This window comes from Bacillus sp. RE35 (assembly GCF_052146655.1).
GTDB lineage: Bacteria > Bacillota > Bacilli > Bacillales > Bacillaceae_G > Bacillus_A > Bacillus_A cereus.
Genome location: NZ_CP197377.1, coordinates 1,857,395 through 1,881,971, shown reverse-complemented (window position 1 = coordinate 1,881,971; position 24,577 = coordinate 1,857,395). Strand labels below are relative to the sequence as shown.

Genomic DNA, 24,577 nt, shown 5'->3' with positions numbered 1-24,577 from the left:
AAAGAATGATATGTAATTTGAAAAATAATATAAATTAAGACTAAACCTCACTCTTGTTTAAAAACTTTTCTATTTCTTTTACTAAATATTCCGCTCCCTCTATCCCAACAGTAATATTTCCATTTGCTAATGATATGTTCTGCTCTGAAACATCACCTGTGATTTGGCAAGCATTGTAAGGTTGATATTTTTGTAAAATGATTTTATCTGCTTCTACAAAAATTTCAAGCGGTGATTTGATTTGTATTCCCAATACATCGCGTAATTCTTTAGGGATAACAATTCGTCCTAATTCGTCTACTTTTCGAATAACTCCTGTTGCTTTCATATTTCTCCCCCCTTTCTCTCTATTAATTTTTTTCACCTCGCTTTTTCCATTTTATCACTTTTTGGCAATACTTGCCTCTTTTTAGAAAATTTTGTACTCGAGTTAAAAAAACACATTTAATGCATACGTAATCTCTCTTTCAATTGTTTTACATAACGGGATCTTATAAGTAAGAAGTATACAACTTGAATACCTATGAAAATACTTAATACAACTGTATTTTCTTTAAACAATGAGTACTCAAACATTTGCCCTAACGCCGTTAAGGCTACTGCCCCATGTAATGTTGCAACACCAATTGGAACGAAGAATAAAAGCGCCAATCGAATTGTAACTACCTTCGATAATTCCCTACTCGTCAATCCAACTTTTCGAATCATTTCGAACAAGCGAACATCATCCTCCAAATCGGAGAATAAACGGAAGTAAAGGAAACTTCCTGCGCAAACGAAAAATACTATACCAATAAAGAAACCTACAAATAAAATCGGTCCTGCAATTTGTAAACTTTGGTTTTGTTCGTACTCTTCCGCACTAAACGTTGACTGTTCTTGATACGGTTTAATTTGATGAGTAAGCTCTTTACCAATTTCAATCTCATCTTTCGTTCTTTCAGTTTTATACATATAATCTTTTGTCTCTATAAATCCATCTTGTAATGAATCATATTGATTATTAGAGATTACATAAACATTTCCTCTTAATATTTTCCCCAATGAAGATGAAGTAACTTTTTTCACCTTTAAACTTTCATTCATATTGGGTAAAGTAATTTCTTTTCTTTCTTTCATCGCTGGCCCTGGTATATCAGCTGACAAAAATACAACCTCTTTATTTGCTACAGTATTAAATGGTTCTCCTGTTAACTTTGCATATTCCTTATAATCTGATTCTTTTATAAAAGTGGCGCTTCTTAACGACTGTTCCTCCGTTTTCTTTGTCGAAATATTAGTTTTTGAAGCTGCTATATTATGTTTCTTTAATCCTTTGTCAATCATTTGTATATGTTGTGATTCGTTACTATTCCCTTGCTTAGAATGGTAATGAAACGCAATTGGTCTCTCCATTATCCCTTTCGTCATGGATGCGAAGCCGACTAATGTCCCTATTGCGGAAAATGCTACAGTAGAAATAATGGTTACAATAAAGAACATTCTTGCGTTATCTCTCATGCGATACGCTAAATCTGATAACGTAATAATATTAGTCTGTGTCCAATAGAAACGTTTACTTTTTTTACATAATCGAATAATAAAGACACTCAGCTGCTTGTACAACAAATACGTCCCAATAATAACTACCGTTGTAACAGGAATCATCATAATAAATACCATTGCGCCATGCGATAGAAGAGCTCCTACATAGCCAGCACTAAGCAATACTACTGCTAATATTGAAGAAATGATTGATGCTTTCGGTTCCGGTTTTGCCTCTGCTGATCCTCTAAACAACTTCATAATTTTATTTTTACGAATCATTCCTGCACTAAACAATGATATGATCATAAATAATATGAAAAACATAATACTTGTTACAACAATTGCTTTCATCGGTATGTAATAGGATAAGGAGATATCTAGTTTTAATATCATCGGGGCGACAAATAGTAATACCCCTGAAAATAACATACCTGAAAGAATACCAAAAATAATTGCCCCTATTCCAATCATAATATTTTCAAAAAAGATAAGACGCTTTAATTGATATTTCGTCATACCTAGCATCATTAAAATTCCTAGTTCACGCTTTCTCGTTTTTAAAAACATTCCCATCGAATATAAAATAAAGAATAATGTAAATAAGTAAATAATAGACTGTGCAAAAGACATACTTACGAATACGTACTGACCTAATTCTCCTGCACTTAATGCCGGATGAAACGCAAAAAATGAATACACAAAAAAGGCCATAATTGCAAATGCACTACTCAAAAAATAGGCTGAGTATGTCCGTCTATTTCGGGTTACATTCCGATATGCTAGTTCTCTAATGTTCATATTACTTCTCCGCCCTTCTACTATCTATGTTTTTATATTAGTAAAGTGCGGAAATACCTTCCATCGATTCAAATGACAAAAACCTTACATTTTTGAAAGGTTTAAAAAAATTGCTTATACGTAGTACTTTATTTATAATGACTACATTCATATTCATACACACATCCTATTGTATATTCGTTAGTTTTGCGAAATAATAAAGGATAGAAGTATGTACCATTATACATATAAACTTATTTACCGCTTTAATATGAATAGGAGGAAAACATAATGACATTACAAGAACAGATTATGAAAGCATTACATGTTCAGCCTGTAATTGATCCAAAAGTTGAAATTCGTAAACGAGTTGATTTCTTAAAGGATTATGTAAAAAAAACAGGCGCAAAAGGATTTGTACTTGGTATTAGCGGCGGCCAAGACTCTACATTAGCAGGACGCTTAGCACAACTTGCAGTTGAAGAAATTCGTAACGAAGGTGGTAATGTAACGTTTATTGCCGTGCGTCTTCCTTATAAAGTACAAAAAGATGAAGATGATGCACAATTAGCATTACAATTCATTCAAGCAGATCAATCTGTTGCATTTGATATTGCTTCAACTGTTGATGCTTTTTCAAATCAATATGAAAACTTATTGGGTGAGTCATTAACAGATTTCAATAAAGGTAACGTGAAAGCACGTATCCGTATGGTTACTCAATATGCAATTGGTGGACAAAAAGGGTTACTTGTTATCGGAACAGATCACGCTGCAGAAGCTGTAACAGGGTTCTTTACAAAATTCGGAGATGGTGGTGCAGATTTATTACCATTAACGGGATTAACGAAGCGCCAAGGACGTGCATTATTACAAGAGTTAGGTGCAGACGAGCGACTTTACTTAAAAATGCCAACAGCTGATTTATTAGATGAAAAACCAGGTCAAGCTGACGAAACAGAGTTAGGTATTACTTATGATCAATTAGATGATTATTTAGAAGGTAAAGCAGTTCCAGCTGACGTTGCAGAGAAAATTGAAAAACGTTACACAGTGAGTGAGCATAAAAGACAAGTACCAGCGTCAATGTTTGATGATTGGTGGAAATAAATAAAACATAAAAAAGAAGCTAATCTTCATTTAGCTTCTTTTTTATATGTTAACGATATACCCCTACTCTTTTCTCCAATAAATCTTGCAAGCAATCTTCATGTTGTTTACAAAATAACGGTGGCATGTCGTCTAACGGGAAAAACTTCAAATCCAACGTTTCATCACCATCTACTTTTTTGTCACCTCCAACTATTGAGAATGAAAAGAACATCACAATTGACTGGGCCTTGTCTCCATTTGGATATGATTGAAAATATTTTGTATACACTCCAATAAGCTCATTTATTTCTACATCATACCCGGTTTCTTCTTTTATTTCCCGGATTGCAGTTTCCGCAGCTGATTCTCCTATCTCCATTGCACCACCTGGAAATCCCCAAGCGTTAAAGTCTCCTCTTTTTTGCAGTAATACTTCTCCATCTTTATTAAATACACAACCACCGGCAAAGTTTAAGAAAACATAATCATGTCCTACTTTTTCACGTAATTCTTTTATATAATTCGCCATTCTCTTTCCCCTTTTCATACTTCTTCTATCGCTATTTTTTATCTTTTTCAAGCAATTCAATGATTCGATCTAGCTTCTGGTTCATATTAATCACGTGGTGTTTCTTTGCAACGCTGCTTTGTAATACTCTTCTAATAAACAAAGTAAATGATATGAAAAACAAAACGATAAGTCCGATTACTAAACAAGTATATATCAATGTGAAAATATTACTTTCGAACAAGTTCATTCAGCATTCACATCCTCTCCTTTTTATTTTATCACATAATTCCCAATATTTTAAAGTGATCAACAAATATAAAAAGAGCATCTTTTACAGATGCTCTTTCTCATTGCTTAATACGTAAATGTAATTGTCGCCAATGAATAACCAGCCAATGCACTATAAGGCGCTACTTGATAAGACACACGCTTTGCACCTTTTGGCCAATTTATTTCATTTAATACTTTCTTTATATCTTGCATCGTCCCATCCATGGACTGCTTATATCGTACTTCTACTTTTTCTGGTTTGGCTGCAAACTGTTGCTGCAACTTTTGCTTAAATTCATTATAATTTTCTGCTCCGTATTCTGCAGATAAGTATTGTAAATTTGTTTCTTTTAACATCTGCTCATATACGACAGTCTTTGAGCTACCAGCTTTTATTTTATTTGTTAATTCACCAAAATAACTTGTAGTTGCCGCTGGATATTTGCTACGATCCCATTCATGATCTTTACTTAACTGTTCGTCAGACATATTAAAATATGAGTAAGTTACACGCCCTGCTTTATCTGGTACTGGATCATCAAATGTAGTATCTAGGTGATACCATTTGTTTTCAATGTTCACTAAATTCCACGCGTGAGCTTGTCCATTTCCTGTGCCTGTTACAATATGATTTTGAATACCTGCCTCTTTTAACAACTCATACGTTAATAATGTATATCCTTGGCAAACGGCAGAACGATTCGCTAATGCTTCATATGCTGTATACGCTTGATAAGACGTATCATAAGACACATGCTTAACAACGTAATCGTGAATAGCTTTTACTTTCTCATGCTCATCCATCCCTGGTTTTACAATTGATCCAACAATTGATTTCGCCTGAGCTTTTACATATTGAGTTTGTTCTTTTGATTCACGGTATTTTACTTGCAGTGTAAACGTATAGTCCCCTGGCATTCCTTTAATAGAATATCTAGTAGACGCTACATTATATTTTACATACTCATCAGCATCTACAATTTTATTAAACTCACCATACAATTGATCCATAATATTTCTAGCATTTCTATCTTTTGTTTTATATGTGATTGTAATATTTTCTTCTCGATTATCAATCTGTTTTTTTAATTCTTTTCTGAAATCATCTAATAACTTTACATCTGATTGTGCTGTCACTGTAGTCGGATTTGTAGCTGCATAAGATACAGATGATGCTTGTAAGCCTCCCATTACTATAGTTGAACAAAGTGCGGCAGCTGTCACATACTTACTTGTCTTTCCCATCTTGTCACTCCTTATATTCTATAACTATACGAAAAAGTATCGTATAGTTTCAGAGTATACAATACTTTTTCGTATAGGTCATATGAGATTATGCATATTAACTAATTCACATAAAAAGGTTGTTCTTTTTAAAAGAACAACCTTTTTTCATTAGCATGTTTGTAATACACAGCATGTATTTTCAAAACGTTGATTTTTCAAATCTTCATTATTAATACAGAAATATAGCATCCCTAGTTCTCCCCAAACCATATTACAATTTTTATGATCTGAATCAATTTGGAATAAAAGAGTCATTTGCTGCGGGTCTACTCCCATATATTCTCCTGTCTCATATAACACTTCTTCTTGTACAGAGAATGGCTCACCAAACATTTGATGGTTATCGTAGTTATCTGGAATTAGCTCTTCAAGTAATTGCAAGAAACGATCTGAATCAGCCTCATCTTCAATGAAAAGTTCTGGTAATTTGTATGTCAGTTCAAAAGTAATTGCACACTGGTTATATTTCGCTTGTATTTCATTTTCTCTTCGTAATTGCTCTACAGGAACATCATAATAAAGTACACGCCCAGCTTCTGTTAGATTCACATTTTCTTCAAAATAATTTTCAATGCAAAAGAAATACAGCATCCCCGTCTTAGGAAGATTGTGATCCATACCAACGTTTTGTAAATCACTTAAGTTAAATTGCGCGATAAATTGTAGTGGATTTCCTTTATGCTTTGGATATTCAAATAAAGCTGGTAGATCAGGAACTCCTCCCATTTTCGAACTACCTATCGCAACAGTTCCCTGCTGCTTTGGCACAACTTTTATACAAGGAAATACAGTATTAATAAGTTCTTCTTTCAAGTGTGTTAGTTCATATTTATCAATTAATACTTCAATTTTTTTATTCATAAATTCTCCTTACATTTACATACTTATTTATATCATAGTACAAAGATTATACTTCATTCTTTACAAAATCAACAAGCCTCCCAAAAACGGGCTTATCCTTCGTACGCGAACAAGTTTAAAAAAGCATACTATACATTGTTCCTACAAACATGATAATTCTTTAGTTCTTCCAGTACATTTTCCCCTCGTTCATTTTTAAATATAAGGAGGAATTCCACATGGGTTACGGATATAGTTGCTGTGGTTACGGATACGGTGGCGGCGGTTGTGGTTACGGAGGTTTCGCTTTATTAATCGTTTTATTTATCCTTCTAATCATCATCGGAGCTAGCTGTTGGGGCGGCTTTGTAGGCTGCTAGTAAACTAAAAAACTATTGTAAAAAAGCACGTACAATACGTGCTTTTTTGCCATTTCTAAATCTTTCATTCGAAAGGAAGTATGTTTAATGAAGATTGATGGTGTTTTTGAAGGAGGCGGTGTGCGCGGTATTGCGCATGTCGGGGCAATTTGCGCGTTAGCCGAAAAAGGTTATGAATGGGAACGTGTAGCTGGTACATCGGCTGGTTCGATTATTGCAGCGCTCCTAGCGGCAGGATATTCTTGTTCAGAGTTAAAAACGATTATAACTGATATTGATTATAATAAATTTACGAAAAGAACTTTTATTGATAGAATTCCTTTTATCGGCAAGGGACTCAGTGCATGGACTACTCTAGGTATATATTCTAATGTATTTATAGAAGAATGGATTGAAGAATTACTTCGAAAAAAAGGTGTTCATTTATTTACTGATTTACCGGATCTAAACAAACTCAAAATCATCGCCTCTGATATTAGTAATGGTAAAATGGTTGTCTTTCCTGACGACTTACCAAACTACGGATTTTTAAATTATCGCTTCTCTATCGCTAAAGCGGTAAGAATGAGTAGTACAATCCCCTTCTTCTTTGAACCGGTAAAATGGAGAACTCCAAAATGGAAACAGCCTTGTTATATGGTTGATGGAGGAATTCTAAGTAATTATCCAATTTGGATCTTCGATTCACCTACCGCTCCTCGCTGGCCGACTTTCGGATTTCATTTTGTAAAAGATGAGATTCAAGCTGATCCTGCTCACTATAACGAGCCTATTTCCATGTTAAAAGGACTATTTAAAACAATGATGCAAGCTCATGATTTACGTCATTTAGATAAGGAATCAAAAGCAAGAACGATTACAATTCCAACAGGAACGATTACAAGTACTAATTTTGAACTGACAAAGGAAGAAAAAGAATGGCTTTACAATTCTGGTTATAACTCTGCTAATAAATTTTTACAAGCTTGGAACTTTAGGCAATATATCGATGAATATAGAAAAGGAAATCAAGACCGAAAGACAAATCGATTTTTTCGTCAACTTGACTCATAATATTATTACTTTGCTTATAAATACGAGAACGTTTAACAACTTAATAATAAATAAGCCTAGTAATTTCTTATATTACTAGACTTATTTATTATTATATAATCTCGTACATTGTTTAAGGATACGTTAACCCTTCGGCTTCCTCTGCAGTAATAACTATGTAACGATTTCCCGTTCTTAATCCTAACAGTTCTGCTTTTTCAATCGCTTCTTGCTTCGTCTCTGCATAAGCAGCTAAATATTTTTCTCCATTGATCATTTGGCAAATTACATATTGTTTCATTACTTTCTCCTCTTACTTTTTCATTAGTTGTGCAAGTTTTTTTATACCTATTTCAATTTCTTCTAACGTTGCGTATGAATACGATAGGCGCAAAAATTGATTTGCACTTCTATCATATAAAGTACCTGGGTTTAATAAAACCTTTTCTTGCAGAGTTTTATCAAATAAACTGCGATATGAAATGGGTACTTTTATATGTACCCATATATAAAATCCCCCTGTTGGTTCATGCCAAGTTGCTATTTCACGAAGATATTTATCTAACATTAGTAACATAAAATCTCTTCGTTTTTTCAATTCACTTCTTACAAAGCGCAAATGCTCATCATATAGACCATTTGTAAACCACTCTGCTGCAATTTGCTGGGATATAGTGCTTGAACCATAATCTGTTTGCATTTTTATGTCTGACAATCTTTGAATTACTGGCTCAGGTCCAACAATCCATCCAATTCTTAACCCTGGACTAATTACTTTGGACATGCTTCCAATATGTAGTACGATTCCATTTTTATCATAGGCTTTTAAAGGTTTCGAACAAGGTGCATCAAACCATAAGTCTTGATACACTGCGTCCTCTATAATAGGTAATCCAATTTCATTACATATTTCCATCACTTCTATTCGTTTCTTCGCATTCATACTAAAGTTCGTTGGATTATGAAAAGACGGGATTGTATATAAAATAGATGCATTAAATTGCTTCTTATATTTTGTAATATATGATGTATTTAAACCGTTCTCATCCATTGGTATTCCAATGAAACGCATTCCTGCGGATTGAAAAACATTAAGCGAGTATAAATAGGATGGTTTCTCTAATAAGATGGATGCCCCTTTTGGAAGAAGCCCCATAGAGATAAGTTGCAGCGCTTGAATTGCTCCTGAAACAATTAATATAGAGTCAGGAGATACACATATACCATGCCCCTTTAAGTATTCGGAAATCTTTTCCCTTAAATAAAAATTTCCTTTCGGCTCTTCATACCCAAGCGTCACATTTGACTTTAAAAGCTTATTCATAATTTCTTTCATCTTTTTCTCAGGTAAGAGACTCGGCGCGAGCTCACCTGTTCCTAATCGAATTACATGTGGATAAAATTCAGCTTGATTAATCTCCTGAATAGCTGGGAGATTCGGATAATGAAGTCCTGTTTCTACATAAGACTGCCAATTAGGCGGGGGTGCGTAAGTTGAAGCATTCTCATTATTATTTACAACAATTGTTCCTTTCCTGCCATTCCCTTCTATGTATCCCTTTGCAACTAGTTCACCGAAAGCCATTACAATTGTGCTTCGATTCACACCAAATGTATGTGCCAAATCTCTTTGTGAAGGTAATTTCGTTCCAACGGTCCATTCTCCATTAACGATCCTTTCTTTTATATACGTTTCTATTTGTTTATACAGAGGAGTCGCTAGAGACATATTCGGTTTCCAAACGAATCTTTCCATTATATCACCTTATATTCTTTTTGGTTGGTAACCTCCCCAACCATATGGATGGATACAAATTTTCATTTCTTCTATACAATATACACTATCATAATGAATTAAAATAGGAGGTAATATGATGAGTGAAGCAATTATTCATGGTATCATTCTTGCATTTGGACTTATCATTCCATTAGGTGTACAAAATGTTTTTGTCTTTAACCAAGGTGCGAGCCAACCAAACATTTGGAGGGCAGCCCCTGTAGTATTAACTGCCTCTATATGTGATACGTTACTCATATTGATTGCAGTGCAAGGTGTCTCCCTTGTACTCCTTACTTTTTCTTGGCTAACTAACTCGTTATATATAATTGGATTTTTCTTTCTCCTATACATGGGCTTTGTTATTTGGAGAAGTAACCCTTCCAACGATGTAAAACAAGAAAAAAGTATGCCCTTAAAAAAGCAAATCCTTTTCGCAGCATCCGTTTCGTTATTAAATCCACATGCTATTTTAGACACAATCGGTGTAATTGGAACAAATTCTATTCAATACATAGGAAGTGAAAAATGGGCTTTCACACTTGCAACTATTATCGTTTCTTGGATTTGGTTTATAAGCTTAGCGTTAGCGGGGAAATTTCTAAAAAGACTAGACTCAACCGGAAAGACAATTTTATTATTAAATAAATTTTCTGGTCTCATCATATGGGGTGTCGCGCTTTATATGTTAAAACAAGTTATTTATTCTTAATGAACGAAAGAGAATTGCATGTTACTCAAAACATCATGCAATTCTCTTACAAATTATGAAGTAGGCTCTGGTTTCTGTTTTACCGTCTTTGCATCCTTTGCTGGTTTAATCCAAATGATTGCTATGATAGCACCAATGGCAGCGAAAATACTTGTCAAATAAAACACTTCATGGTCCGCCCCTTTCATGAAAAAAGAATATAAAGGTGGTCCAGCTGCTACACCGATAAATCGCATTGAACTATAAAATGACGTAACCGTTCCCCTTTGCTCCTTTTCAATTCCTTGTGTAATGAGGGCATCTAAACATGGGAGTGCCATACCAATCCCTATCCCCATAATAACGAGACAAAGAAGTAGTAAATAAATCCCTTTTATAAATAAAGGAATGATGACTGATGCAGCTGCCATTAAAAAACCAATATAAATACACTTCTTCATAACATTTTGATTATCTCCAATTTTTTTACCGGCCATATATGAACTAAGTGACAGTACAAGTAACGGGATAGCAAGCACACACCCTTTCCATATACCATGAATGTCATACTTTGATTCCAGTATAGTCGACAAATAAAAGAGAATTCCGAATAAAATAAGCATAATAATTGCACCTAATGCAAAAATGGCAATTAACCATCTTCCTTTTTCTCGAAACGTAGACAGAATAGATTTTATAAACTCTTTAAGTGGTGGTACTTCTCCTTCTTGTTTCTTTGCCTTTACTAGAACAAGCAACAAAACAATTGATATGACACATAAAACTGGAATCGCCCAAAATGGTAAGAACCATACAATGGCAGCAAGAGCAGATCCTAAAATAGGGCTCAGCACTTTTCCAAATGTATTGGATGTCTCAATAATTCCCAGGCCTGTACTAACTTGTTTTTCGTCTTTGTATAAATCACCAACACACGGTATAACAACCGGCATTGCCCCAGCAGCACCAATACCTTGAATCGCTCTACCGATTAATATCCAAGTGTAGGGATTATCAACTTTCCAAGATACCCAACCAGTTATAGCTCCTCCTATAGCCGCAATCAGCAAACTCGGAACCATTACCATCTTTCGTCCCCATCTATCTGATAAATAACCAGCAATCGGTATAAGTAAAATGGCTACGATAGAGTAAATTGTAATAATCATGGATACTTGAAACGATGAAATATGTAATTTCTTTTCAATTGTCGGCAAGATTGGAATGAGCATTGAATTCCCTAATGTCATGACAAGTGGAACTGATGCAAGCGCAATTAAACAACAGTTTTCTTTTTTTAACATGTTGATTTCGGAACCTTTCATCATATATTTCTTACCATATAATAGCCCTGCTGGAACATAATTTTCATTCCACCAGGGCTATTACATCTTTAATACTTCCCATTCACAACAAAAGAAATTGGGTAAAATATAGTATTACTTTTATTCTTTGAATTCTGTTCGCAATATATTCATACCAATTAATTGAAAAAAAAAAGAAAGGAAGAATCCTTCCTTTCTCCTATAACCTTCTACATTTAGCGAGTATATCCGCCACCAAGCTGTTGTTCTGCCATCGCTACTAGGCGTTTTGTGATTTCACCGCCTACAGAACCGTTTGCACGTGAAGAAGTATCAGCTCCAAGTTGTACACCGAACTCTTGTGCAATTTCATACTTCATTTGATCTAAAGCTGCTTGTGCTCCATGTGATGCTAATTGATTAGAATTACGATTTCTAGCCATTACCAATCACCTCCTTATTTATATATAAATTGTGTTAAATTCAAATTAAAATACATGGAAATTTTTGGTTATTTTTTACCATAAAAAAAGAGCCTCTAAAACGAGACTCTCACATCATTTCACATTACGAACTTACTACTTCTAATTTTCTATTTATTAATACTTTCATTTCTTCTTTTAATATCTCTTTTGAATTATGTCCAAACCATTCTAAGGAAGCAAAAAGATCCGTACCTCTCACTTCCTGAATAATCTCATCATAATTTACAATACCTTCAAATAACGGAACCATACCAATACGACTTCCTGCTGCAGCATATACATTATTAGGTTCAAACACATGCAAATAATCCGCTGAAGATATATTCTTAAAATGGTAATGTAGTGTCCACGGCTTTAATCGATGGAAACTGTCTATTGGATCTGCGCCAGACTCCCATATATGAAGAAAATCAAGATTTATTTTTAAATTCGGATGGTTTACTTCTTCTAATAGTTCTATAGTAGAAGGCAATGTGTCCGTTAGTGTATTGGGATGTGTTTCTAACAGCACATACATATTGTGCTGAGCAAATACATCACAAATCTTACGTATTCGCTTTACATACTCTTTTCTCTCTTGTTCCGAGAAGTCCTTGCTCCCTTTTTGCCCAGCAAACGTGCGAATTTTATTCGTATTAAACCAATTAGCTAGTACTACAAGTTGTTCACTTTTCTCTATCGTTTTTTCAAAATCTGCTGATAATGATATATCTAAGTAATCACTTATCATCGTAATTTCTAAGTTTTTATCCTTTAGAAAATTCAATTCTCGTTCTGTCGTTTCACGTTCTTGCATGTACAAATTTTGTGCATGCGTCCCCCATAATTCAATTCCTTCAAAACCGTTTTCATATGCAAATTGAACAATATCAGTAAATGAAATTAATTGATGACGAAATGAAATGGTACATAGCGAATATTTCATAGCATTAAACTCCCCTATCTTAAATTCAGTTAGCTTATTAAAGAGTTGCGACAGATTGATTTGTTTTCATACCTTTCCATGATAGAAACTGTCTCTCTAATTCCTTCTTAATTTGCAGTTCAATTGCATTCATTTCATCCAGTTTTTCAATAATCGATACTAGCATACCTTTATTATTCGTCATTGCCATTTTAATTGCACGATACTGTACATTTGTAAATCCTTGTACAATATCCTCTACCCGATCACACCAATAATCAAATTCTTGCTCCGAATATTGCAACGTTTCACGGAAGTATGCAAAGGCATGCTCATAACTATATTTACGAATTGCAAGTACTGGTATTTGTTTTACTGCTGCTACAAGTCCAGAAAGCGCATATCCTTCTTCCTCATTTGCCATTTTTACAATTAAATTTTTCAGTTCCATAGTCAGTTCATTGTCGTTCTTTTTGAATGTTTCTGTGAAATAACTAGCTACTGTTTCTTGCGTTGGCTCCCCAATTCCTTCTATATCAATGAAATAACCTCCACCAAATGGGTTATCTTGAATAGAGTGAAGTACTTTTTCTCTTTCCATATTTCCTTCCCAACGAAAATCAGGATCTAGCATGAACCACTCTTCTTCTTTCTCTGTTTTTGATATCATTAAATAATGTGGAAACGGTTTTTGATGAAATTTATTTTCCCTCTCTGGTAATAGAGACATATCAACCATTACAATGACATAACGATTTTCCGGCTTGTTTTCTACTAATTCTAAAAACGTTTCTACATTGCTATCTTTATCTTTTGCATGATCATACCATTCGTTTACTTTAATACCGTACAATTTTTCAAACCAAAGTAAATAATGATCATGGTTAATGTTTTCAGAGTGATATGAAATAATTCCGCCTTCTGTTATATCAAAATCTCCATCCCATAGTCCAAAATAAAATGGACGAAAATCAATGTCGCTACGCCTTTTTATAATTTCACAAAAACAACTCACTAAACAGTGCACTTTAATTGAAGTCATACTCTCATCCACTTTCCTAAAGGTTAGTTATTCACATTTACTTCCTGTAACGGCTCTAACTCCTCCATAAAATCAAGCAAAGATCCTACAGTAAGAAATGCCTTTGGATCTACCTCATCCTCTGGAACGCATAGCTTTACATCCATTTCTATGTATACAATAAGCTGTAACATCATTACCGAATCTATATATAAATCTTGATTTAAGCGCATCGTTTCTTCTAAATGCGTTACATTTTTCAGTTCCATTTTTTCTATCATAATTTTTAACACGGCATTCTTTAACGCTTCCCGTCTCATGTTGTAACCTCTCCCATCTCTAGTAACTTTCTACTTACTTTTCCGGTTTTATTTTTAGGAATTTCATTTACACTTTCAATTTCATACGGAACTTTATAAGAAGGTAAGTGCTGAATACACCATTCTCTTATTTTCACTGGATCAACATGAGAGATCACTTTCGCTTTAACTATTTCGCCCATCACAGGATGTTTCCCTCGATATACAATTGCCTCTTGCACACCTTCCAATCGAAGCATCGTTTCTTCTACCTCTATAGGAAAGACTTTTAATCCTGAAACATTAATTACATCGTCCATACGCCCCATAAAATGAATGCCACGCTCAGATTTATAACCTAAATCTTTCGTGAAAATTTCCTTATCATTCATTTTCACGACGATTTCTTCCGGTGCATTTTCATCTGAACCTATGCTTATACTCGCATGAGGTAGAGGGTTTCCTAAATCTAAATGGCTCTTCATATCATGACATATACTAATACAACCTGCTTCAGAACAACCGTATTGCTGCATCATATATGTTGTCATTTCTTTTAGTTTATAAAATAGTGCTTCTGGCAAAGGCGATCCTGATGTCATAATTTTATGAAACTGGAACGTTCCTAATGGAAAACTCCCCATAATGTGTAACATAAGTGGTACTGCATATATGATATGTTTTTCTGTATTGCGAACTATATTTAATGCGAATTTAGGATTTTTGTTCGTAATGATTACAGGTTTGCTCCCCCTCGTAATTGCTGATAACGTACCACATATTAGTCCGTATGAATGTGAAACAGGAGCCATAACGATTGGCACTTCATCTACTTCACAGTTTAAAGCTTCATTATAGGCAGTAATTTCTGTATCAACTTCCGTCCATGCTCTACGAATCAGTTTCGGTTCTCCCGTAGTTCCCGAACTATATTGCAATAAAGAAGGCTCTTCTAGTAAAAAGTTCCCTACTTCTAATTTTGTAAAATCGCCATATTCTCCATATAAAACTCCTACACAATTTGCACGCTTTGCCATTTCAATAGCCGTTTCTTTTGGCGTATCTTCATGTATAAGTAATACTGATGATTTCTTTTCTTTTAAGAAAAACACAAGCGTAATAATATCGAATGGATCTTTCAGACAAAGTGCAAATCTATTTCCTTCTGCTTCTTGAAATTGTTCCATTTCCTCATAAACTTGTAATCTCAAATTAAAATTACTTTTGCTATACTCTTGTTTATTAACGATTAGCATAATTTCCCCCTGTAACAATTGATTTTTGTTTCATAAGTTTTCTTACTCTATACAATGGATTTGGAACTTCATGAACAAGCGATTCCACATCCATATATAATCGACGTTTCGTTAATTGTTCAGCATAGAATGTAGGTGCATATAATTGAATATTTTCAAATCTACCTTTCAAATGTGGATATATTCTTAAATGATCTTCAATTTCTTCAACAACCATCATCCAAAAATGTTCTTCTTTCAATCCATATTCATCCGCAAGTACGAATGCTAATTCTCCTAAATTAAACAGGAATAGTGCATCTAACACCATCTCTTGCAAACATTCAATGCCATCCATTTCAAAGAAATCATTCATTTTTCCATTCGCATATGTTTTATGCATTTTAGTAAAGTCGGGACATTTGTCAACTTCTTTCAAATATGGACGATAAAACTCAAGCCCTTCATGAAAATCCTTTAACGCAATACGAACAGGCACCCCTTCTTTATGGACTAGAATCATATTTTGTCCATGTGATTCCAGTGCGATGCCATGCTCTACAACAAGATGTATAACTGGTATTATCGCTTTTTGAATAAGTAATTGTAGCCAATCCTTCATTCCATATTTATTCAACCACACATCAATAATTGGTGTACCATCTTTCTCTTTAGCGTATAAACCATTAAAAGGAATTGCATCCTCTTGTGCATCTAAATACTTATGAACGCTTTCGCGCCAAATACATCCTAATGAACCATATATAGCTTTCTTATTCGTGTCATACGTTACACTTGAAAACTCACTTAACAAGATTAAACGTGCTTCATCCATTAAATAGGCGTCATTATTTACAACATCATTTAACCAATTTGATATTACTGGTGCACTCACAACAGAGTATGGTTTCAGCGTACGAAGTGTTGAAGTGTTGAGTAAATTCATCGATAATTTAACGTACGGTTTCTTTGGACTCGTAATATTTCTTAACGTTCTCATTGACTGTTGCGCGCAATAATCGTCCTCTGATGTTCCTAAATAAATAATAAATTTACCCTGTATATGATCCGCATAATTTGAAATGATGAAATTCTCCCACTGCCATGGGTGAACAGGTATAAACACGTACTGTTTTGGATTACATCCCTTATTACGAATTCGTTCCATAAACTCTTCTAATTTACGATCGCCAATCTCCTCTTTTAAAAGGTTGTTATACATCACTTCATTCTCATAACCTACAGTCGCATAATTCTTATGTGCTGCAATCCATATGAGTTTTATTGGCTGCATAAATTCATAACCATATTGAAAATTGTCACGATATTGAAATCCAACACGTGCTTTATAACTAGGATGGTATGGATGGCCATCTATTAATTGGCTTTCAAACTCATCGTAAGATTTTTGAGTATATTCTCTCTTATTATTTCTTTCATATTGTGCAATCGTGTCTTTAAATATTGTTTGTTCTAATTCTTGCATAAAAGAATCTAATTTAGCTTGTTCTACACTAGTAACCCGAAAAACTTCTTCTAGAAATTGCGAGACAGACTGTATTTCTTGCTGTTCATCTTGAACTCTTACTATTAATGAGTCTAACGAAATACGTCCAAATGTCATCCGTTCCCTGCCATAGCATTTGTACGTGACACTTTTGTCTTCTTCATCAAGTCCTTGTATTAGAAAAAGAAGTTGTTCTTCTTTTTCTATGCGAACCGGTGTAATAATCCCCTCATAAATTAACGATTCTACTAATTGACGTAGCACTCTTCTTCGTACTGAAATGTAATCTTCTGATTCGAGCGCCTTCAATACTTTCGTATGATACATGTCCACTCTCATAAAACCCTCCACCTTATGACAAAATACCATTATTTGTATTACGTGAAATTTTAACGTTATTTATGAACGAACAGCCACTTCTCTAACGAGTGGATTATGTACTTGCACATAAATAGCTTGCTCCAATGGATTACTTAACTCATCGACATCGAAAAATCTCGTTAGTAAATTTGCTTTACACGCTAACTTATCTTCGTCCAATAATTCTCTTAAAAATGTAGAAGGTTCCCGGTTATATGGAAGAAATGATTCAAGTACAGACCTTAATTCCGAGAGAAGAATTTCCTCCTTAATTAATCCTGCTGTGCCAAAACCATTAATGATGCCAAACATATGATTGAAAATTAAGTAGTAACGAAATCTCTCATCCACAATATAGTCGTCATATAAATTTCCAGTACGTTCTCCAATACCAGCTAATTCATTATTAAGCATCTCTTTCATTGAGTTACAGAAATAAAATCCTTGATTATCACGGAAATAATATTTGATCGGATAACCATCTTTTAGCTGAACAACGCTATTTTGCTGATGAGCTTCTAATGCAACACCATACTGTAAATACATCCATACCATTGGCTTTAAAGAAATATTCATATATCGTCTAAACCACTCTAAGCTTACTTCTTCACAGCTTTTACTTTCTAAATCTGCTAGGCGATGAATAATATTCGATAACCGCGTACGCTCCCCAGGTATAGCGTCTTGAACTAGCCCAGCAATTAATGTTGCGTCGTTTGCATGTTCACTATAAAAAGGATTCTCACGAATAATCACTTCAAATCCAGATTCTTGTGTTCCATAATTTAATGTAATAAAGGCTGGATCACAAATAAAATCAAATCCTGGAAATCTTTCTCGTACTTCACCAATAGCCGTATTTAACATTTCCTTCCCTTCAAGACCACTCTCAAGTTCTTTCAGTTTATTAATACGCATTGAATTCGTTACTTTCACCGGAAATGAAAACTTAAGCATATACTTCGAATTGGGATGATATAGCGTCCTTAGTGATGATGTTGCCATATAATACTTACCTACAGGACCAATATACTCAAGCAATTCTTGAACTATCCAATCTTGTACGTAAGCTTGATGCAAGAGCCATTCTGCCTGAAGCGGATGAATTGGAATTAATGCATATTGATCTTCCTTACAGTACTTCGCTATAAATTCCTTACTAACCATCTCATCATTACTTAATTCTTCTTTTATAATCATTGTTGTAGAATCTGATAATAATGATTTTTCATTTACTATACTTTTATGTGCCCGAAAATAATGAAGCTGACATTCTCCTTTTAATTCTGGAGAATACATTGCACTTTTCCAATCCAATATCCCCTGTCTACTCTTTGGTGTAGGATGAGTTAAATGCCCAAATAATAAAGACTGCTCCGCTTCTATAAAAGTTGTATGAAAACCGTATAATGCGGATGTATCTTCTATTCTCTCTTTTGTAAATTCCTCAATATTTTGACAACTACGGATGACTCGAAGCATAAGTTCCGCAGGATTCGTTCCTTCTCCGTAGTTGATAGACATCTCTTTTATTAAAAATGTAATAACTGTAACATAATCTGCTGTAATAACAGAATGACTATCTCCAATTTGATAATAAAATTGTTCTCCAAACAAATGGCGATCTGTTGATGATTTATATATAACTTCTCCATACAAAGTAACGTTCTGTGCCGATAGCCGACAACATAAATATGTGGGGACTGTATCTCTATTCAACGTATTACTGAAGATACTCTTCATTCTTTCATCCTCTGTAATCCATTCTCCACTCCCTGTTTCTCTTAAATAACAGTTTAAAAAGCTTTGTAATGTTGCATGTTCTGCGATTTGTTTCGCATGCTGCATGTTGGTCCTCCTCTTTATATTAACGCTATGAGAATTTCATATTACAATTGATAATTGAATATCGTTATCAACTATGATTCTAATTGATAATGATATTCAATTCAATAGTATATTTCAGAATTTTTTTATCAAATTAAATTTTTCTTTTTTTCTTTCTTTTCTTTAATCTAGTTAAAAGTCCACTAGAAAAATTCTTGCTTTCAAACTAATTACCTACTATTTTTTATTAATCCACCTTTTGATGGATTAATAAAAAGGTACACCAAATGAGGTATACCTTTCTATACGATATGTTTACATAATATTATTATATGCATCAATCTATATAGCTGTTTGTTTTTGTAACAAATTCAAATCTCTCCAACAATACGCTGTTTCTTCTACCCTTACTCTCTCTAAAAATTTCGTATCAATTTTTTCAGGGTTGAATTTTTCATAAAACTTTTTAGAAGGATTATTCGTAACAACCCAAACTAAAAGTGATTGCATATCATTATTTATACAATCCGATAATAAAGCTTGAAATAACTTTTGTCCTATTTTCATTCCTTGATACTCTTGTAAAAGGTAGATTGCATATAATTCTCCATCACAATTATATGTACCAGTTCTTTCTACTCCCCCATCGATGAATCCAACTATTTCTCCATTTAAATTCTCTGCTACAAATCTAAATTGATGATTACCCTCTTTTTGAAAAATATCTTCCCATTGTTTTTCTCGTTTCTCATATGCTATATTATCTAGAATTTCGTCAGCAAATATCCCTTTATACGTTGTTTTCCAACTATCAACATGCACCTTTGCTATACCTTGTATATCATCCTTTATTGCTCTTCTAATATGTATTCCCATCATTTCTCCCTCCTTGTTACTCATCATTATATCAATTTCATTCCTTAAGAATCCAAATAAAAAAGAGTGAATTCACTTCACTCTTTTTTATCACAATTATCTACTTTCCACTTCAACTGAAACTACTCGATCTATCTCTTTCAGGGAACTATATAACTCTGTTGTATATAAATCTTCTGGAGCTAAAATAACCATCTCTAGTTGCTGAAATGCTCCACTATCTATATCTTTAATTTTCACGCGTTTCACATGCATGCCTAAATTTTTAATTTGCTTAAATATACCATCTAACTCATGATGCTCTTTAACAGTAATTTTTATAGATAAATCCTTTTGTCTTAATGAATACGGTCCTGCAATTTTCACAAGTTGCGGAAGTACATTAATCGCTAAAATAATTAAAACCATCGCAACTGTCGCTTGTAAATAAAATCCCGCACCAATTGCGATCCCTAAAGCTGAAGCAGCCCACACCATAGAAGCTGTTGTTAATCCAGAAATAACGTCATTACTTCTTCGTAAAATGACACCCGCGCCAAGAAAACCAATTCCACTAACAATTTGAGCGGCCAGTCGCATCGGATCCATATTTGTATGTCCTGGAACAGAATATACATGTACAGATTCAATTGAAACCATCGTAATTAAACAACTTGCTACAGAAATAACCATACTTGTTTTCACACCAAGTGGTTTATTCTTTAGCTGCCTATCTATCCCGATGAATAATCCTAAAAAGAGTGCTAAACCTAATTTGAGTAAAAATTCATATGACATATTCCCATTCTCCTTACTTTACAATGTTTCCCTTAGAATAACTCACTATAACTCTTTTATGATATCAATTCCAGTCTTTTCTATTCATTTAACGTAAAAAACCGAAAAAACATTTATAACGATGTTTCTCCGGCTTTTTATTACACTTTAGATTCTTCTTTATTTCTGATCTTTAATCTTAATTTCTGCATCTTTGTAGAATGCTAATTTACTGTCATTATACTCTTTTGTAAATTTGTTAAACTGCTCTTTCGACTTTTGTGCTTCCACATTTAATTCATTAACAGTTTTAACTTTTTCACCGATTTCTTTTAATTTCGTTTCTTTTACTTTTAATTTTTCATACAGTTCTTTTTCAGTCGCTAACACTTTCGTGTAATTTTCATTCATCTTTTGGAATGCATCATAACGATTCTTATACGACTCTTCTACTGCTTTTGCTTGTTTTTGTAACTTCTTATCTTCAATCTTCTCTATATTACTTTGAACAGACTTCGTTTCCTTCTGTGCTTTTTCTAGCATTTCTTTCTCACTTTTCAATACTTTTTCACGATCGTCTACATTTGCAGTAGCTTGCTCTATTTTCTTCACAACTGCTTCATTATGATCTTTACCTTCTTGCAAAATTTGAGCATATAATTCTTGCCCTTGTTTCTCTAACTGCTCTAATTTTTTTGCTTCATCCACTAAAGATTTTTCTTGTGTTGCTGCTGTTTCAAAAGCTGTATATAGATTTTCTTCTGGCTTTTCACCGAAACAACCTGTTAAAAGTCCTACTGATAATGCTCCAACTACTGCTACTTTTCCATACTTCAACGTTCATTCCTCCATTACATACGGTTATCATGCCAGAAGTTCACTGGGAAGTGACTCTCTTCATGATAAGCTTCAAACTCATAACCTTTTTCTTTTAGCCCCTTTAAAATTGCTGGCACAGCAGCAACTGATTGCGGGTGAATATCATGCATTAAAATTACTTCTTGTGGTTTTGTTGCGTTTGTTAATACGTTTTGAGCAATTTGTGCTGCAGCTGCATCAACTGGCATTTTATTGTATCTCCAATCTAATGAATCAATTGTCCAATCCCATACTTTAAATCCGCCTTCTACCACTTTATTTCGAAGACCTTCATTCAATCCAGGCATCGAACCATATGGAGGACGTGTTAATTTAGGTGATTTCCCAATAATATTAGCGATTAAACCTTGATCTTCTTTCATCTCATTTACATACTCGCCATTTTTATATAACTTTGCGAAATTATGTGTCATACTATGCATGCCTACATAATGACCCTCAGCATTTTCACGTTTCACTAAATCAGGAAATTCTTTTACATTCGCTCCAATTAAAAAGAACGTCGCCTTCGCATCATGTTGTTTTAGCGTATTTAATAATTCAGCCGTATATTTCCCTGGCCCATCGTCAAATGTAAGATAAGCAACTTTTCTTTCTTTTCCATTAAAACGACTTGGTGCCGTTTTATTCATTTCAACTTTCGGCTGTTCACTTGCAAGCTGCACTACATTTTCTTGTTTCGCAACAGCTTTTGCTGGTGAAGTAATTGATTGAAACATGTAATACCCAATAGCTACTGCGGCAATCGCTATTAAAACGACTACTATTTGTTTAATTTTTAAAGCTTTTTCCATTCTATCGAATTCCTCTCCCTATTAATCTTATATATAAATCGCCCAATATAATTATACATCTATTTATTTTTATTTCACCATATAAATAGATTTTATTTGTATTATAATGGGAGTTTTATCAAAATTGTTGTTCCTATTCCTTCTTTGCTTGTAACACTAAGCACACCGCCATGAAGCTCTACCATTTTTTTAACGATAGCTAAACCAATACCTGCACCTGCAGCATGATTATTAATTTGGTAAAATGATTGCTCAATATATGGTAAATGTTCTTTAGCAATTCCAATCCCTTCGTCTCTTACCTTAATCACTGCTTGTCCTTCTATTTTAGTCGCTTCAATGTGTATTGTACTTTTTTTATGTGAATACTTAATTGCATTTTGAACAATATTCAAGAAAACTTGCTTTAACCTATTTCGATCTCCCATCAATTCAATTCGGTCTATAGTAGTAATAAATTGAATTTCCTTCTCTTCCGATTTAGGAGTTAATTGCCAAATCGTCTCCTCTAGTATATCGTACAACTGCACCTTTTGTTTATATAAATTAAAATGATTTGATTGTAATCTTGAAAAATCTAGCAATTCTTCTACTAAATGAATCAATCTATCTGTCTCACCTGAAATAATGCCCATACCTTGCTTTATTTCTTCTTCTGTTAAATGATCTACTGTTTTTAACGTCTCACTCCAACCTTTAATTCCTGTTAAAGGCGTTCGTATTTCGTGCGAAATAGAAGCAATGAATTCATTTTTCATCTGCTCAGCCTTATCTATTTTATAGGCCATATAATTTAAACTATGTGCCAATTCACCTAATTCTCCAGGATAATCTTCTTTAATTTTTTGCTTTAATGTGCCTTCTGCAATTTGTGAAGAGGCTTGAATAATGGATTCAATTGGCTCAACAAATGAATTTGCCAAACGTCTACTAATTAAGAAGGCGACTCCCGAAATAACAATACCTACAGAAATAGTAAACGTAATAATTTCAATAATCTTTTTATTTACATTTGTTAAAACAGTCGTATATTTTAAAACACCAATAGTTTGTCCTTGATGTATAAGTGGGCTTAGCACCTCTAGTTGTTTTTTATTACCTTTCGTAGTAACTTGATTATACATTTCACCTTCTAATAATGATTGTGGAATATTCACTTTACCTTTTACCTTTTCACCACTTGAAGATTGTATAACCGAGCCGTGACGATCAATTAACTGTAATTCTGTTCCTTCTAATTGAAAGCTACTAATTATGTCACCACTATATTCTTGTAATCGAATAAAGTATAGTGAATTGTATTCTGAAAAAAAACGTGTACTCGTTTTCGCATGAGACTCTATATATTGCACAATACCATTATAATAGTATCGATAAATTGAGACTGAAAATACAACTTCAAATAATACAAGCATAAGTGTAATGACCGTCATAAAATATAAAGTCACTTTCCGTTTCATCTCATACTTTCCTTCCACACATATCCTTTTCCCCACACCGTAAGAATAAATTCAGGTTCTGATGGATTACATTCTATCTTTTGACGTAACCGTCTCATATTTACATCTACTACTTTCGTCTCACCTACGTAATTGGTTCCCCAAATCATATTTAAAATTTCATCACGCGAAACTGGCTTTGAAGCCTGATTCATTAAATACTGTAATATCATATACTCTGTAGGTGTTAAATCGACTAATTGTCCATCTTTATACAATCTTTCTTCTATAATATTTAACGAAAATGGACCTGACGTAACAATATTCGTTTTTTCTTCATGTACTTCTATTCTTCTTAATAAAGACTGTATACGTGCAGTTAATACTACTGGACTAAACGGTTTTGCAATATAATCATCTGCACCTATTCCTAGTCCTTGCACCTTATCTTCATCTTGTACACGTGCGGTTAACATAATAATACCCATTTTTTTATTTTCTTTCCTGATAGCCTTACAAACTTCTAAACCATCAATCCCCGGTAACATTACATCCAGCAGTGCTATATCAACAGTTTGTTCACTCAAAATCTGTAACCCTTCTTCTCCAGTAGTAGCTTCTATTACATAAAATCCAGCACGTTTTAAATTTAAAACAATAAAGCTACGGATCGTTAATTCATCTTCTAAAACTAAAATTTTTGACAT

General features: G+C 33.8%; 26 protein-coding genes. 4 read left to right on the top strand and 22 right to left on the bottom strand.

The features are described 5' to 3' along the window. Positions 1–40: 40 nt before the first annotated feature. Positions 41–328 carry an AbrB/MazE/SpoVT family DNA-binding domain-containing protein gene (locus ACTL4X_RS09795; protein WP_000648324.1) on the bottom strand — a complete coding sequence of 96 codons (288 nt, stop codon included), beginning with the start codon at positions 326–328 and terminating at the stop codon, positions 41–43. Between the two features lie 116 nt (positions 329–444). Next, complete coding sequence (locus tag ACTL4X_RS09790; RefSeq protein ID WP_001026005.1) at positions 445–2,325, bottom strand: FtsX-like permease family protein; 1,881 nt, start codon at positions 2,323–2,325, stop codon at positions 445–447. 270 nt (positions 2,326–2,595) lie between these two features. On the opposite strand from ACTL4X_RS09790, the gene nadE reads away from it, so the two are divergent. Beyond that, on the top strand, positions 2,596–3,414 hold the full coding sequence (nadE, locus tag ACTL4X_RS09785; RefSeq protein ID WP_000174904.1) for an ammonia-dependent NAD(+) synthetase: 819 nt from the start codon (positions 2,596–2,598) through the stop codon (positions 3,412–3,414). Between the two features lie 49 nt (positions 3,415–3,463). On the opposite strand, the gene ACTL4X_RS09780 is transcribed toward nadE, so the two are convergent. The 4 genes from ACTL4X_RS09780 to ACTL4X_RS09765 form a co-directional block, all read right to left on the bottom strand. After that, entirely contained in the window at positions 3,464–3,925 is a 462-nt protein-coding gene (locus ACTL4X_RS09780) for an NUDIX hydrolase (protein ID WP_000024992.1), read from the bottom strand. A 31-nt stretch (positions 3,926–3,956) separates the two neighbouring features. Further along, complete coding sequence (locus tag ACTL4X_RS09775) at positions 3,957–4,154, bottom strand: DUF4083 domain-containing protein (RefSeq protein ID WP_001048104.1); 198 nt, start codon at positions 4,152–4,154, stop codon at positions 3,957–3,959. 107 nt (positions 4,155–4,261) lie between these two features. Continuing rightward, positions 4,262–5,422 carry a transglutaminase domain-containing protein gene (locus ACTL4X_RS09770; RefSeq protein ID WP_000520865.1) on the bottom strand — a complete coding sequence of 387 codons (1,161 nt, stop codon included), beginning with the start codon at positions 5,420–5,422 and terminating at the stop codon, positions 4,262–4,264. A gap of 150 nt (positions 5,423–5,572) precedes the next feature. Beyond that, positions 5,573–6,325, bottom strand: a complete 753-nt coding sequence (locus ACTL4X_RS09765) for a YwqG family protein (protein ID WP_001034843.1) — start codon at positions 6,323–6,325, stop codon at positions 5,573–5,575. Between the two features lie 218 nt (positions 6,326–6,543). Between ACTL4X_RS09765 and ACTL4X_RS09760 the strand changes: the two genes are divergently transcribed. Both ACTL4X_RS09760 and ACTL4X_RS09755 read left to right on the top strand, forming a co-directional pair. Further along, positions 6,544–6,684, top strand: a complete 141-nt coding sequence (locus tag ACTL4X_RS09760) for a YjcZ family sporulation protein (RefSeq protein WP_000540419.1) — start codon at positions 6,544–6,546, stop codon at positions 6,682–6,684. 87 nt (positions 6,685–6,771) lie between these two features. Continuing rightward, on the top strand, positions 6,772–7,737 hold the full coding sequence (locus tag ACTL4X_RS09755; RefSeq protein ID WP_000686808.1) for a patatin-like phospholipase family protein: 966 nt from the start codon (positions 6,772–6,774) through the stop codon (positions 7,735–7,737). Positions 7,738–7,849: 112 nt separating this feature from the next. On the opposite strand, the gene ACTL4X_RS09750 is transcribed toward ACTL4X_RS09755, so the two are convergent. Continuing rightward, the gene (locus tag ACTL4X_RS09750; RefSeq protein WP_000816389.1) at positions 7,850–8,017 is read right to left on the bottom strand and encodes a DUF3933 family protein; all 168 of its coding nucleotides are present in this window, start codon (positions 8,015–8,017) and stop codon (positions 7,850–7,852) included. 12 nt (positions 8,018–8,029) lie between these two features. After that, positions 8,030–9,472 carry an aminotransferase-like domain-containing protein gene (locus ACTL4X_RS09745; RefSeq protein ID WP_000439421.1) on the bottom strand — a complete coding sequence of 481 codons (1,443 nt, stop codon included), beginning with the start codon at positions 9,470–9,472 and terminating at the stop codon, positions 8,030–8,032. A gap of 118 nt (positions 9,473–9,590) precedes the next feature. Between ACTL4X_RS09745 and ACTL4X_RS09740 the strand changes: the two genes are divergently transcribed. Further along, positions 9,591–10,205 (top strand): LysE/ArgO family amino acid transporter, encoded by a 615-nt coding sequence (locus ACTL4X_RS09740; protein ID WP_001287303.1) that lies wholly within the window; start codon positions 9,591–9,593, stop codon positions 10,203–10,205. A gap of 53 nt (positions 10,206–10,258) precedes the next feature. On the opposite strand, the gene ACTL4X_RS09735 is transcribed toward ACTL4X_RS09740, so the two are convergent. The 14 genes from ACTL4X_RS09735 to ACTL4X_RS09670 form a co-directional block, all read right to left on the bottom strand. Then, positions 10,259–11,488 carry an MFS transporter gene (locus ACTL4X_RS09735; protein ID WP_002197672.1) on the bottom strand — a complete coding sequence of 410 codons (1,230 nt, stop codon included), beginning with the start codon at positions 11,486–11,488 and terminating at the stop codon, positions 10,259–10,261. A 236-nt stretch (positions 11,489–11,724) separates the two neighbouring features. After that, positions 11,725–11,931, bottom strand: coding sequence for an alpha/beta-type small acid-soluble spore protein (locus ACTL4X_RS09730; protein WP_000113545.1), 207 nt, complete (start codon positions 11,929–11,931; stop codon positions 11,725–11,727). A gap of 124 nt (positions 11,932–12,055) precedes the next feature. Further along, positions 12,056–12,898, bottom strand: a complete 843-nt coding sequence (locus tag ACTL4X_RS09725) for a sugar phosphate isomerase/epimerase family protein (RefSeq protein ID WP_000877681.1) — start codon at positions 12,896–12,898, stop codon at positions 12,056–12,058. Between the two features lie 37 nt (positions 12,899–12,935). Then, entirely contained in the window at positions 12,936–13,919 is a 984-nt protein-coding gene (locus ACTL4X_RS09720) for a DUF6005 family protein (protein WP_000200705.1), read from the bottom strand. Between the two features lie 23 nt (positions 13,920–13,942). After that, the gene (gene asbD, locus ACTL4X_RS09715; RefSeq protein ID WP_001250560.1) at positions 13,943–14,218 is read right to left on the bottom strand and encodes a petrobactin biosynthesis protein AsbD; all 276 of its coding nucleotides are present in this window, start codon (positions 14,216–14,218) and stop codon (positions 13,943–13,945) included. Further along, on the bottom strand, positions 14,215–15,453 hold the full coding sequence (locus tag ACTL4X_RS09710; protein ID WP_000909585.1) for an AMP-binding protein: 1,239 nt from the start codon (positions 15,451–15,453) through the stop codon (positions 14,215–14,217). Before ACTL4X_RS09710 ends, asbD begins: the two co-directional genes overlap by 4 nt. Beyond that, complete coding sequence (locus ACTL4X_RS09705; RefSeq protein ID WP_001261830.1) at positions 15,440–17,278, bottom strand: IucA/IucC family protein; 1,839 nt, start codon at positions 17,276–17,278, stop codon at positions 15,440–15,442. Before ACTL4X_RS09705 ends, ACTL4X_RS09710 begins: the two co-directional genes overlap by 14 nt. A 60-nt stretch (positions 17,279–17,338) precedes the next feature. After that, a complete protein-coding gene (locus ACTL4X_RS09700) occupies positions 17,339–19,147 on the bottom strand; it encodes an IucA/IucC family protein (RefSeq protein WP_001163344.1) in 1,809 nt (602 codons plus the stop codon). A 321-nt stretch (positions 19,148–19,468) separates the two neighbouring features. Then, positions 19,469–20,005, bottom strand: coding sequence for a GNAT family N-acetyltransferase (locus ACTL4X_RS09695; RefSeq protein WP_033666136.1), 537 nt, complete (start codon positions 20,003–20,005; stop codon positions 19,469–19,471). A gap of 93 nt (positions 20,006–20,098) precedes the next feature. Then, positions 20,099–20,779, bottom strand: a complete 681-nt coding sequence (locus ACTL4X_RS09690) for an MgtC/SapB family protein (protein ID WP_000119510.1) — start codon at positions 20,777–20,779, stop codon at positions 20,099–20,101. Between the two features lie 159 nt (positions 20,780–20,938). Next, positions 20,939–21,595, bottom strand: coding sequence for a YkyA family protein (locus tag ACTL4X_RS09685; RefSeq protein WP_000873565.1), 657 nt, complete (start codon positions 21,593–21,595; stop codon positions 20,939–20,941). A 14-nt stretch (positions 21,596–21,609) separates the two neighbouring features. Further along, on the bottom strand, positions 21,610–22,431 hold the full coding sequence (locus ACTL4X_RS09680; RefSeq protein WP_000409484.1) for a peptidoglycan-N-acetylglucosamine deacetylase: 822 nt from the start codon (positions 22,429–22,431) through the stop codon (positions 21,610–21,612). 101 nt (positions 22,432–22,532) lie between these two features. Next, positions 22,533–23,891 carry a sensor histidine kinase gene (locus tag ACTL4X_RS09675; RefSeq protein WP_000824536.1) on the bottom strand — a complete coding sequence of 453 codons (1,359 nt, stop codon included), beginning with the start codon at positions 23,889–23,891 and terminating at the stop codon, positions 22,533–22,535. Continuing rightward, entirely contained in the window at positions 23,888–24,577 is a 690-nt protein-coding gene (locus tag ACTL4X_RS09670; RefSeq protein ID WP_000036075.1) for a response regulator transcription factor, read from the bottom strand. Before ACTL4X_RS09670 ends, ACTL4X_RS09675 begins: the two co-directional genes overlap by 4 nt.